The organism is Methanoregula sp. (assembly GCF_002835825.1).
Classification (GTDB): domain Archaea; phylum Halobacteriota; class Methanomicrobia; order Methanomicrobiales; family Methanospirillaceae; genus Methanoregula.
On sequence record NZ_PIZH01000023.1, the window covers coordinates 1 to 11,876 of the forward strand.

15 protein-coding genes and 1 tRNA gene are annotated in these 11,876 nt (G+C 56.9%); 8 read left to right on the forward strand and 8 right to left on the reverse strand.

The features are described from left to right. A partial coding sequence (locus CW742_RS01695; RefSeq protein ID WP_292415780.1) for an ACT domain-containing protein occupies nucleotides 1-167 on the reverse strand: 167 nt, incomplete at its 3' end. Between the two features lie 8 nt (nucleotides 168-175). Next, a tRNA-Gly gene (locus CW742_RS01700) sits at nucleotides 176-246 on the reverse strand. 172 nt (nucleotides 247-418) lie between these two features. On the opposite strand from CW742_RS01700, the gene CW742_RS01705 reads away from it, so the two are divergent. Next, nucleotides 419-1,360 carry a hypothetical protein gene (locus tag CW742_RS01705; RefSeq protein WP_292415753.1) on the forward strand — a complete coding sequence of 314 codons (942 nt, stop codon included), beginning with the start codon at nucleotides 419-421 and terminating at the stop codon, nucleotides 1,358-1,360. Nucleotides 1,361-1,654: 294 nt separating this feature from the next. Here the strand turns inward: CW742_RS01705 and CW742_RS01710 are convergent, their stop codons facing one another. Further along, entirely contained in the window at nucleotides 1,655-1,891 is a 237-nt protein-coding gene (locus tag CW742_RS01710) for a hypothetical protein (RefSeq protein WP_292415755.1), read from the reverse strand. Between the two features lie 252 nt (nucleotides 1,892-2,143). On the opposite strand from CW742_RS01710, the gene CW742_RS01715 reads away from it, so the two are divergent. The 3 genes from CW742_RS01715 to CW742_RS01725 all read left to right on the forward strand — a co-directional run bounded on the left by CW742_RS01715 (nucleotide 2,144) and on the right by CW742_RS01725 (nucleotide 5,345). Further along, nucleotides 2,144-2,929, forward strand: coding sequence for an FHA domain-containing protein (locus CW742_RS01715; RefSeq protein WP_292415757.1), 786 nt, complete (start codon nucleotides 2,144-2,146; stop codon nucleotides 2,927-2,929). Nucleotides 2,930-3,004: 75 nt separating this feature from the next. Beyond that, a complete protein-coding gene (locus tag CW742_RS01720; RefSeq protein WP_292415759.1) occupies nucleotides 3,005-5,128 on the forward strand; it encodes a protein kinase in 2,124 nt (707 codons plus the stop codon). 25 nt (nucleotides 5,129-5,153) lie between these two features. After that, the gene (locus tag CW742_RS01725) at nucleotides 5,154-5,345 is read left to right on the forward strand and encodes a hypothetical protein (protein WP_292415761.1); all 192 of its coding nucleotides are present in this window, start codon (nucleotides 5,154-5,156) and stop codon (nucleotides 5,343-5,345) included. Between the two features lie 4 nt (nucleotides 5,346-5,349). On the opposite strand, the gene CW742_RS01730 is transcribed toward CW742_RS01725, so the two are convergent. Then, nucleotides 5,350-6,537, reverse strand: a complete 1,188-nt coding sequence (locus CW742_RS01730) for a deoxyguanosinetriphosphate triphosphohydrolase family protein (RefSeq protein WP_292415763.1) — start codon at nucleotides 6,535-6,537, stop codon at nucleotides 5,350-5,352. Between the two features lie 121 nt (nucleotides 6,538-6,658). Further along, a complete protein-coding gene (locus CW742_RS01735) occupies nucleotides 6,659-7,117 on the reverse strand; it encodes a YbhB/YbcL family Raf kinase inhibitor-like protein (protein ID WP_292415765.1) in 459 nt (152 codons plus the stop codon). A gap of 119 nt (nucleotides 7,118-7,236) precedes the next feature. On the opposite strand from CW742_RS01735, the gene tsaA reads away from it, so the two are divergent. The 4 genes from tsaA (at nucleotide 7,237) to CW742_RS01755 (ending at nucleotide 9,572) form a co-directional block, all read left to right on the forward strand. Next, nucleotides 7,237-7,638: a tRNA (N6-threonylcarbamoyladenosine(37)-N6)-methyltransferase TrmO gene (tsaA, locus tag CW742_RS01740; RefSeq protein WP_292415767.1), complete on the forward strand. Its 402-nt coding sequence runs from the start codon at nucleotides 7,237-7,239 to the stop codon at nucleotides 7,636-7,638. Nucleotides 7,639-7,730: 92 nt separating this feature from the next. Next, nucleotides 7,731-8,633: an Mrp/NBP35 family ATP-binding protein gene (locus CW742_RS01745; RefSeq protein WP_292415769.1), complete on the forward strand. Its 903-nt coding sequence runs from the start codon at nucleotides 7,731-7,733 to the stop codon at nucleotides 8,631-8,633. 3 nt (nucleotides 8,634-8,636) lie between these two features. Continuing rightward, nucleotides 8,637-8,945 (forward strand): hypothetical protein, encoded by a 309-nt coding sequence (locus tag CW742_RS01750; RefSeq protein ID WP_292415771.1) that lies wholly within the window; start codon nucleotides 8,637-8,639, stop codon nucleotides 8,943-8,945. 171 nt (nucleotides 8,946-9,116) lie between these two features. Then, the gene (locus CW742_RS01755; RefSeq protein WP_292415773.1) at nucleotides 9,117-9,572 is read left to right on the forward strand and encodes a hypothetical protein; all 456 of its coding nucleotides are present in this window, start codon (nucleotides 9,117-9,119) and stop codon (nucleotides 9,570-9,572) included. A gap of 21 nt (nucleotides 9,573-9,593) precedes the next feature. Here CW742_RS01755 and CW742_RS01760 read toward each other — a convergent pair whose 3' ends face one another. From CW742_RS01760 to CW742_RS01770, 3 genes are all read right to left on the reverse strand, one after another. Beyond that, a complete protein-coding gene (locus CW742_RS01760) occupies nucleotides 9,594-10,955 on the reverse strand; it encodes a YcdB/YcdC domain-containing protein (RefSeq protein WP_292415775.1) in 1,362 nt (453 codons plus the stop codon). A gap of 120 nt (nucleotides 10,956-11,075) precedes the next feature. Further along, nucleotides 11,076-11,471, reverse strand: coding sequence for a hypothetical protein (locus tag CW742_RS01765; protein ID WP_292415777.1), 396 nt, complete (start codon nucleotides 11,469-11,471; stop codon nucleotides 11,076-11,078). Nucleotides 11,472-11,588: 117 nt separating this feature from the next. Then, the coding region (locus CW742_RS01770) for an acylphosphatase (protein WP_292415779.1) at nucleotides 11,589-11,876 on the reverse strand (288 nt) is incomplete at its 5' end.

Here is an 11,876-nt window from a genome sequence, read left to right on the forward strand (position 1 = left end):
AAATAGAGCTCGGCCATGCCGCAGTAGGGGCCGGAGTCGAATACCTCCTGGTTGATCATGACGATGTTTGCGTCATGGTTGGCTACCACGGTTGCGATATCCCGCAGGACGCCCCTGCGGTTCTCTGCAATGATCCGGATTGCCGAGCGTTGAGGTTCAGACTCCATAGGCTTGATGCGATAACCGGGGATCGAACCCGGGTTAGAAGCTTGGGAAGCTCCTGTCCTACCGCTAGACTATTATCGCACGCGTTGCTGCTCTGAATTATTGGGTGAGTTTAACATAAAAATATCCCGGTTGCCCGCGGGTTCGTTTATAACCGCGGAAAACAAAATATATTCAGAGAAGGCTGTTCTTCCAGATGGCATGCAATAGATGCCCTGAGGGAAGAACTCCCGAGATAAAAGGATACGATACCATGCGCCTGCGAATCCCTCTACTCATCCTGATGGCTTGCCTGCTCTCCCTTGCATGCGCTCCTGCGCAGGGGGCAAACAGCGGCCCTGTCACCGTCCTGTACCAGAACTCGTTCTCGAGCAATCCCCAGTGGGTAACCAACAATCCCTCCCTGGATTACTGGGACCCCGGGCTCCAGATGTATCATTTTGCCATCGAGCCCAGCACCGGTGCCTATGCTTACACGCTGGTCAAGGGCTACGAGAAGCAACCGTTCACACTGGAATACGATCTGATTCTCAATAAAGTGGATGAAGGAGCCACTTTCCGTCTGGGGTTCTCAGGGGCAGAGATGAACCCGGAAGTTGGCCCCAATGTCCTCACCGAGTTCACCAATGCAAAATACGGTCAGATCCTGTGGCTCCGGCTGGTCACTCCCGGCAATAAGCTGATGAGAGTCAACAGCAAGTCGGGGGATACGCAGAGCAGTGGCAGCATTGCCTACAATGGCCCGACGGTGAATTACGAGCTCAACAAGACCTACCGGGTCACAGTGGATTACAACAAGGACCAGCGTACCCTCACCATGAAGGTTAACGAGAAGACGAGCGGGAAGCAGATCTGGGGGTATTACATCAACACGGTAGAAGACCTGAGCGGGATGGACCGCATCTACTTGGGCTCGATTGGGGACTATGGCCCGATGCACCGGTACGCTGAAGGCTATCTCGACAATGTCCGGCTCACTATTCCATCCGCAGCGGAGGAAACGACTTCCGCTGCCGCGGTAACAACTGCCCCGCAGACCATAACGACACGGCCAACCGCGATCCGGACGACCGTTGAGCAGACTCCCCTTCCGGAACCCACTCCCCAGGAGTCCCCGCTCCCGGCACCCATAACCATTCTCGCCCTGTGTATTGCAGGGGCCTGTATAGCGCTGTTCATATCCGGGCGAAAATAATCCTTTCCTAACGTTTTTTTGCACTCCCGTTTCACTGCGGGATTGCAGTATCAGAATTCTGCACGGGAGAATTCCCGTGGCATGAAGGTAAAAAAGGATAGTGTGGATGGGGTGTGTATGATCTCCGGAGACACGAGTGTTCTCCGGACCTCTGGAGTTGGTACTGAATCACTGCCGCATGGTGGCGGCAGCATGAGGCGATAGTGGTGCCCTTACCTGCATTCTGGCCCGTGTGCAGCGGGCCTGAAGACGTGCGGTCAACATTCATTCCGGTGCGTGGCAAGAGGTGCCATCTCATGAACTGCGGGGCATCCCGTGATCGTTTGTCAGGATTCCTGCGCTAATGACCGGGAGATCCGGTGTGCCGTTCGTCCCCCCTGAACCGGTACTGGTAGTTCCGTGCGGGGAACCAGGTACCAGGATTATGCTGCCACAGTCACCATCGGGAAGTGCTGCGGAAGCGGGGGACGAGATCAGCCCAACCGAGAGCAGGACAAGGGACAGTCCGATCATGATGATGCCGGTGTTCATTACGTGGTCTCCTTTTGTTCTGGATGGGTCGGTGACACGCCGAATCAGCTTCGTGCATCACCTGATTATCCTGTTTTATTGGTGAGCTGATAAATACCCAGAATTCCCGGGGTTGGGTGATGTAACCCGGTGGTTACAGCAATCAACCCGGATGGTGTAATTATGAAGAGAAACCATAAGCAGAAAATATAAACAGTCATACCCTTATGTTCCGGTAACCAAGAGAAGGTGTATTTCCCCTGGTGGAGCAACATGGACCCCGCTGACAAATCCCCAACACTCATCGTTCACGAGGACTCCGACTCGCTTGAGGAGCTGTCGGAATACCTTGATGTGCTATCAAGCAGCGCCCGGTTACGGATTTTAAAATTTTTAGAAAAGAAACCCCGCGATGCCCGATCCATCTCCAAGGAGATCGAGACGAGCTACGAGAACACCAAGAAGCACCTTGATCGGCTGCTGAGCATCGGTGTGATCAAAAAGGAGGCGGGGCTCGGTGCCCCGACGTCGAAAGGGATCCACCCGGTCTGGGAGTATTCCCTGGTCCCGGGGGGTCTTGAGGCCATCATCCGGAACCTCGGGCTCTTTTCGAACACCCGGGTCCAGGTAGTGGGAAGCGATATCGCGCGCCGGCTTGATGAAGTGAAAGGCACCCTCTCCAGGGAAGTGCTGGGAAATGCCCCGGCAGCCATCGTCCTCGGCGGTCCTGATGACAAAAAGGTGTTCCTGTTAAAAGGCGACAGTATCGCTGTCGGCAGGAACGACCCGGAGAATGCGGCATCGTTCCGGCCGGACAAAGACATCGTCCTTGCCGACAGTTATTCTGCGGTCACCCGGGTCTCCCGCCCCCACGCAAAATTCACCCATGACAAGAGCGGGTGGTTTCTGGAAGATTCCGGTAGCACCGGGGGAACCCAGCTGAATAACCACAAGCTGGAGAAAGGCGTCAAGAGTGCGCTCCACGACGGGGATCTTATTGAACTGGCAAAAGGCATCTCCGGTGTCAGGCTGGTCGTGATCCTGCCCGGGGCGCAATAAACTGCGGGTGAAAGGGACACACCTATAAAAACAATCCCTTCCAGTACGAATAAGAGAGAGGTTTTTCACTCCCCCATGATCCCGTTTTCATCCTTTCGCATCATCGTGATTATCACGCTTGCCGCCATGCTCATCAGCCTGCCGGCTGCTGCCGCCGAGCATACCGTGGGCCCCCGAGGAGCCGAGTTCTCCACGATCAAGGATGCCGTTGACTGGGCGGTTGGTGGCGATACCATCCGTGTCATGAGCGGGACGTACACGGATCCCGTCAGGATTGACAAGAAACTGACCCTGATCGGCGTGGACAGCGGCAGCGGGGCGCCGGTCATCGCGTCGCAGCCGGCAGCGAGCGGCATCGAGATTCACGCCGACGGTTGTTCCGTGCAGGGATTCACTATCATGGGTAGTGCCGGCGCGAGTGGGATCCGCGTCTCCTCGGACAGCAACTTCATCCGGCACAATACCATCCGGGCCAATGGCGAAGGAATCACCCTCGTTTCATCAGACAAGAACTCAATTGTCGGCAACACGCTCATGGAAAATAACCGGGCGGGGATTTCCCTTACCGCATCGAGCAGCAACACGTTCGATGGCAACACCCTCCGGGACAATGCCATCGGGATGACCATGGACGCCGAATCGCGGTCCAACACGGTCTCCCGCAACATGTTCTTCAATACCCAGAATGTTGTCTCGAAGAGTCCCAGTTCCTTATGGAGCAGCCCCGCCACCTACCAGTACACGTACCTGGGAACAACAGCAAAGAGCCGGATGGGCAATTACTGGAACGATTACCGCGGGAAGGATGCGAACGGGGACGGTATCGGCGATATCCCCTATCCCACGCAGACCAGTGCTGCCACCGGTAGCGGAAACGATCCATATTCTGCCGACGACTTTCCCCTGATGGACCCGGTTACGTATTATGCCTCGATGAGTGTCGATGGCACTCCTTCCTCCGCAGGTATCACCGCTTCACCATCTCCGGTCACTACCCGGCTCCCCGTGACACCTGGCATGGAAAACACGGCTGTACAGACTCCCCGCCCAACGCAAATGGCATATCAGCCCACGAGCCCGACCCCTTCCGGGAGCCCGGGGATCGAAGAGTGGCTTACCCGAGTCCTGCAGAGTATCCCCCTGACCGGGGTTGTCCTCATTGCGATCGGCCTTGTGCTTGCCGGTATCGGGGTATTCCTCTTCGTTTTCCGCTCATCTGAAGAAGTGTCCCTCCCCGAATCCCTTGCCCCGGTCACCACGCGGGCAGCCTCCGTCCTGAAGGGAGCCGTTGACAAGACCTGGGGGCTTGTCACGCGTCCCGCAGAGACGGTGGCAGAACCGGCGGAAGAGACACGGGCTTCGCCCCTTCCCGCAGCAACGGACCAGAAGAACTACTTCCCAAGAGAGCTGGAGAGCAAGTATACTGACATATCGTTTGTCGGGCGGGGAGGGATCGCCTGGGTCTTCTCGGCGTACCGTAAGACTGATGGTGTCCGGGTTGCCGTGAAGATCCCCATCAGTTTCGACGAGGTGACCGGGAAGTGTTTCTTAAACGAGATCGCTGCCTGGGAGACCCTCAGGCACGAAAATATCGTTGAGGTCTCGGCGGTGAACATCCTGCCGGTCCCGTACGTGGAGATGGAGTTTGTCCCGGGATCGCTTGAAGCGCTGGAAAAACCCCTCCCGGTCTGGAAGGCAGTCCGTCTCATCACCGGTGTAACGGAAGGGCTCCGGTACGCCCATGACCACGGGTTCATCCACCGCGACATCAAGCCGCATAACATCCTCTTAACGGATGAACTGGTGCCAAAGATAACCGACTGGGGGATGAGCAAGGTGCTCGCAGCCGATGTCAAGAAATCGAGCGTTGCCGGGTTCTCCCTCTCCTATGCAGCCCCCGAGCAGGTATCCCCATCCGAGTTCGGAAGGACAGATGAACGGACGGATATCTACCAGCTCGGGGTTGTCTTTTACGAGCTCGTTACCGGGTCAATCCCCTTTGGCGGCGAGAGCATCGTCGAAGTCGGAAATGCAATCCTGCGTGACCCCGCGCTCCCCCCATCCGAATATAATCCTGAAGCGGAAGCTGTGGAGAAGATTATCCTGAAGTGCCTGGAGAAGGGCCCGGCAGAACGCTACCAATCGGCAGAGGAGCTGCTAGCCGCACTCAAAGGGTACCTTGACGAGGATGACGGATGAACCGTGATAGACGGGGTGACCGGGCATGAGCGAACCGGAAAAGACATTTGAACCCGCGACATGCTGCCACTGTGACGGCGAGGGGTGCCTGTACTGCAACAAGACCGGGACCGTCCTTGTCAGAGCCCCAAAGACCCCCTGCGGACCGTGCGAGGGTGTTGGCTGCATCTACTGCGGGTTCACCGGGTGGGCCGGGCCCAAGAGCCGCTGCGATTGACGTTTTAGCGGAACTTCCCCTCCACTCTTCTCGGGATAACGCACTCTTCGTACCGCTTGGCAAAGTAGCGGTCGGTCATCCCGGCAATGAAATCCCGAACAAGTTCCGGCAGGGTTGCCGTTTCGAGATAGCGCTTGTTCGTCCACCGTGTGTTGATGAAGTCCGTGTAGATCTTTGCCGTTGTCTCCTCCTGTTCCAGTGACTCGAGGCAGGAGGAAAAGAGGGTGTAGTACATCCGCTGGATCTTTTTTCGTTCCGCTGTCAGTTTCGGGTTGTCATAGATATGCTGCCGCGAGAATGCCCGCAGAGTGATTAATGCCTGCTCCACCTCGTGGCTGTATGAGATGAATCCTTTCTCTTCCGTGTCGCTGTTTTCGAGAAGATCGTAGATCAGGGTATTGATGATCTCCCGGTTCGTGCTGCCGAGCACATCTCTAGCCTTTGAAGGAATAGCGGTCCGGTCATCAATGAGCCCTACGTCCCGGGCGTCCTGCAAATCCCTGCCAATGTAGGCAATCGTGTCAGCGAATTTCACCACGCAGCCTTCGAGTGTCATAGGAGGCCGGGAACGTCTTCCGTCAGCATTCTCCTGGACCTTCCGGTCGAATGCAGCCCAGCCGGAGAGGGATTCGGGAGCGATCCGGATGTCGTCGGCTTCGCCATTGTGGCAGAGGATGCCGTCAAGCACCTGCATGGTCAGGTCGCAGTCCTCGATCTGGTCTAAGAACCTGACGCTCTGGACATTGTGGGAGAACCTGCCGATCCCCTGCTGTTCGCAAAGGGCGGAGAGGCAGCTCTCCCCGAAATGACCGTAGGGGATGTGACCGATATCGTGCCCGAGGGCTATTGCTTCGATCAGATCCTCGTTGAGCCGGAGCGAGCGACCGATTGTCCGGGCAATCTTCGAGACCAGCTGGACGTGGATGACCCGGTGTGTGATATGGTCATTGTCCACAAGATAGAAGACCTGCGTCTTGTCGATGTAGCGGGTATAAGCGCGGGTATGGATGATCCGGTCGGCATCGCGGGAGTACGGGGTTCGGATGTCCTCGAGCTCCCTATCGTAGCGCCGCACGGCATCTGCGCTGGTCGTCGCCAGGGGAGAGAGGAGTGCCTCGCGCTTCATGGTCAGTGCCCTGATGGCTGATGCACGTTCCGGGTCAGGAAGGCGTTTCCGCACCAGTCTCTTCATAAAATCCCGTTTGCGCGGGGAGGTGTTAAGGCTGGCGAAACGGGAAGATACATAATCCCCCTCCATGGTGCCGCGTTTCCGGATGGTCGCTCCGAGTGTCCAGCCCGTATTGTGGGGCCCGTTACCGCGATGCGACCGCAGCGGTCTCCCCGTACTGGATTACATGTCCTTTCAGCGCCGCGACCAGTGCATGCTTGTTTGAGCCGGGAGGGATGTCCAGCATCGTGTCCAGTACATACACCCTGAACTGGTACCGGATCATTGTCCCCATGGCAGGGCAGGGCCCGGTATAACCCATCGTCCCGGGGTCGGTGATCCCCTGGACGGCGGTCACAGGAGCTGTCACCGTCTCCCCGTGAGGAATACCTTCAGGGATGACCGGGTACGGGGGAATGTTCCAGCATATCCATGGGGTGAACGAGCAGCAGGACTTCTCGAACGGGTTAAAGACCATCACGGCAACCGAGATCGCAGCAGGGGAGATGTTCTTCAGGTAAATCCGGGGCGACAGATTCCCGCCATCGCATGTGTGAGAAGGGGGAAATTCAAGGAAGTCCAGCGACACGATGAGGGGGTCCATACGGAAAGATGAGCAGACCCCCTGCATGAATATTTCCCCTGCTGCATTCCCGTCAGGCTTTTTATCCCCGGGAGATGATGCATCAATACATGGCAGGCACAAAACCAGCTGGAGAAAACATGGAGCTTCATCCCGTTGGGATCATACGGTCGCCCTACCGAAAGCGTGGGGATGCTCCACGGCAGGGCAGGCTCACTGACACGGAATCGATCATTGAGATCCTGCCGGCATATGCCGAAGCATTGCAGGACATTGAGAAGAATACGCACCTCATTGCCCTGTACTGGTTTGACCGTTCCGACCGCTCGCTCCTGAAGGCGACGCCGCCGGGGTCCGGGACTGAGCATGGGGTCTTTGCCACCCGTTCGCCCGAGCGCCCGAATCCCCTCGGGTTTGCCGTTGTTGACCTTCTCCGCCGCGAGGGCAACCGGCTCACGGTCCGCGGGCTGGATGCATTCGACAGGACCCCGCTCATCGATCTCAAGCCATACTATCCCGATCTTGACTGCGTCAGGGACTAAGGACTCGTCATTGCGGCCTGCATCGATCTTCCATCTTTATTGTCTTGTGCGCCCAACCTGTACGATTGCTTACTGATACCAGGAGTCAATTCATGGCAAAGAAATCATTACCCAATACACCGGAAAAACCGGCGGACGAGGAATGCAAACAGGAGTGCTCCAGCTGTGCAACTGCCTCTTCCTGCCCATCCGCAAAGAAGGGGCAGGCCGGTCTCCCCCCCAAGGCAGAGATGGACGTCAGGCACGTCATCATGGTCCTCTCCGGCAAGGGCGGAGTCGGGAAATCAACCGTCTCGGTCAACCTCGCATACGCGCTCTCGAACCATGGCAGAAAGGTCGGGCTCCTCGACCTTGATATGCACGGTCCCAACATCCCCAAGATGCTCGGGATAGAAGATCATAAACTCTCGACCATGGATAACAAGATCGAACCGGTACGCGTTACCGGCAAGCTCTCCGTCATCTCGATGGCATTTTTGCTTCCCGACACCAGCACTCCGATCATCTGGCGCGGCCCGATGAAGATGGCGGCCATCCAGCAGTTCCTCTCCGATGTCAACTGGGGACCTCTCGATTATCTCGTTGTCGACCTCCCGCCGGGCACGGGCGATGAAGCGCTGACCATTGCCCAGCTTGCCCCCAATGTCCGCGGTGCCGTTATCGTTACCACCCCGCAGGATGTTGCAACGCTTGATGCACGGAAGTCTGCAAAATTCATCGAGAAACTCGGACTCCCGGTTATCGGTGTTGTGGAGAACATGAGCGGGCTTGTCTGTCCCCACTGCGGCGAACAAATCGAACTCTTCGGGAAAGGCGGCGGCAAGAAGATTGCCGAGGAACTCGCGGTACCTTACCTCGGAGCCATTCCCCTCGATATCGAAATGCGAAAAGCCGGCGATGAGGGACGGCCGTTCATCATCCGGCGTGCCGAGAACCCCACGTGGAAGAGCGTGGATGGCGTCATGGAAGAACTGATCAAGGTTGTCGAGGGATAGGTAATGGACTACCAGCGGATTCTTGCAGGAAAAGAGAAAACTCTCCCCATCTTCAAGGCAGTTGTCGCTGCCCTTGAGAATCCGCGCTCGTTCCCGGATCTGGTGGAGCCCATCTACCGTGAGGCAATGACCCTTGATGATGAGACCCTTGACCGGTTCCGGTTCTCGCTCATGCGCCTCCAGATCTACGCCGATGTCCACCGCAACGAAGACCTCGAGCAGGCCATGCATATAAGGTACGTTGCGCAGGTCATTGAGAAGGTGGTCTTCGGTTCGCTCATCATGGAACCGGCCGAGCCGCTCGCGGACTGATCGGGCTTTTTTGTATCCCGACCACCATGTTTTTATCAGAGAAACTATGCCGTGGTGATATCCTTATCACCAGACCCGCCAAATATTACGTAACATTCTTTCCATAATCCGAACGCCCGTTTTGGGCGCCCTGTTGAATACCCATATCCATATCCGATACCCGGAGCATCTATGACATCACGCATGCAGTCCCCGCACACGACCTGTCCGGGGTGTCAGGAGGAGGTCTTTCTCGACGAGCTGGTGGGGGGGAAATGCCCTCTCTGCGGCTGCACACTCGAGGACTTCGAGGAGTCGTTTGGCGAGTACGAGGGGATTCTCGACCGCTCCGACCTCTCGTGGCTCATCTTCAATTACTTTGTCTTCAAGAAGTTCGTTGACCTTGGGGTGCCCCCGCACCAGGTCATGGAACTGGTCACCACCTACAGCCAGAATGCAGAAAAACCCCCGGAGGAATGGTCGAAGACATGCTTTTCCCTCGAGATCCCAATGAAACCCTGGGACCGGATCCTTCCCAAGCACTGTGCAAAGTGCCACCGCTGGTTCATCCGTGGCGGGAAGAAGCAGATCCAGGGCGACATGAAGAAGACGGCACTTGATGTCGGGTTCATCTGCGACCGGTGCTGAATTATTCAGCCTCTTGTTTTTTTAATGCCGGTACTCGATCGCCGTCACGTTCCCCGTCTGGATATCGACCCAGGCAATCCCCGGTGCCAGAGACGCGTCAGCACGGAGTAATTCATCATCAAAGACGATTTTCCATGCCAGGGGAACCGATCCCGGACGTGGGACTGTTGCTTTCATCTGCCCGTTGTTCCAGCGCATTTCCGATGAGAGAATGCGGACACTCCCGATCTGTTCCGGGTATACAACCTTTGCCGCCTCCATAACCGCATACGTGGCATCGTGCCGTGCAATGGACGGAACGACAGCCTGCGAGAATGCATACTCCGGCGTTGTCCACCGTTTTTCATACCCAATTACCTCCTCCGTGAGGGCATCGACAACCACGGAAATACCATCGGTATCCACCGGGTAGTCGAGATGCCGTCGCTCCAAAGAGAACGTGTACGCACCAGCAGCCGGCACCGATTCCGTTCCCCACTGATCATACCGCGACGAAGTGAGAGCAAGGGAAAGCCCGCTGTTGCGGTCGGAAACGTATCTTTCTGCGGTTTTCTGTGCAATTTCCTCGCTAATGGCGGGATCGGCAGGTCTTCCATAGGCGGGGATATTTCGGGCAAAGGACCGGATCTCGCCTGTTGTTGCATCCACGCTGCCATAAACAAGGGTCGTGTTCCCGGATGAGTGGGTGAACCTCCAGGCTCCCCCCCGCGAGGGGTTATCAAGGTACCATATACCTTGTGGTGAACCCGCCTCTCCCGGGAACTCCGCAACGACGATATCAGAAACCCTCTCTTTGGGGACTGCAGCAGTTCCTTCCCCTGCAGCCCAGGGTATCCCGCTGGCCGCATCGATAAAAACAACCAGGTCCTCCTGTGGATACCAGCCACCTGTCGTTTGCAGGGTGAACCCGAAGAGTGACCGGGTGGTGCCTGCCGAATAGTTCACACTTCTGATAGTGAACAGATCTTCCGGGCAACACCTGCGCAGGGCAGTCTCTGCCTGCAAGAGTGAGAGGGAACCGCCGAAAGCCTGTTGCGGGACGCCCGGTTCTATGGAATACCCTCCATCATGCAGGGCTGTGGCAGGGGTAACCGGCGGTAAGGATGCTTTGGTTGAACCCTGTGACGGCGTCTCCGTCTGTGAGTGTATGGATACGGTTGTGACCACAACTGGCGAGGGTGCCGGCGGGGAGTAGGGAGAGAACGGGGCCGTAGGAAGGCCGGCCCATGACAGCTGGGAAAGGGAGAAGGCGAGTACTGCGATCACAAAGAGGATTATGCTGATGGTGAGGATCCTGATCGCCACACGCCTGCGGTTCTTCTCGCGGATCTTTTGCCGGTACCGCTCCGGAAGATAGGGCTTGTTCTCATCCATACCTGCCATGGTTTATTCCTGGAAGTAGTGTTACATGGAAGGAGGTAAAAATGGTGCAGGCCTGCCCGGCATAGGATGCACAACGCAGCATGCCTGCAGCAACGCAGAATGGATGGCGTTCTGATCCTGTCAGTCCTCTTTCTCGCCATCCCGGTTGCGGATACTTACAAACCAGATTACGAGGGTAATGAGGGCTACTGCGAAACATACCGCAAGGAGCCGGGGATCGATAGAGATACCGATGACACTGGGGCCAAATGCCATGTATCTCGGGCCCGGGAGAGTCTCTGCGTCCAGTTCGGCATGGAAGATATCAATTGGCGTCGGCGTTACGGTGATTTCCGGCAGGTTCTCCACGTTTGCCAAAGACAGGTTGGTGGTATTCGGATCAATCCCCGGTGTAATCATCATGTTCGGGTACCCTGATGCCGGGGCCGCAGATACCGGGATGACGGAAAAGAAGAGGAGAAGGAACACGAGAACGGAAGAGAATTGCCGTGTCACTCTTCGGAAAGCAGCGGTCATAATTCACCTGAACAGGATAGTTGAGGCACAGAGAACAGGTTTGTGGTCGGAAAGGCGAAGGAACCGGTGAGAGCGCACTTGAACCCTGGTGAGGAATGCAGGGGTGGAGAGGGGGGCTTACCACTCCACCCGGAAGCCCCGGTATTCCCCAGTGGCATGCCCCAAAGAAACCTCGATCTGCTCTACATGGATACCCGGGTTGTCACGCGCATGCGCGTACCGGATAAAATCCGAAAGCGAGGCAGGGGAGCTCTCGGCTACCATCTCAACCGTGCCGTCCGGGAGGTTTTTTACGTACCCGTGTACGCCGGTTGCCCGGGCGCAGGTCTCCACGAAATGCCGGTATCCCACGCCCTGCACCCGGCCTTTGGCAATAGCGGGTATCCGCTCCATACCCCTCTTTTT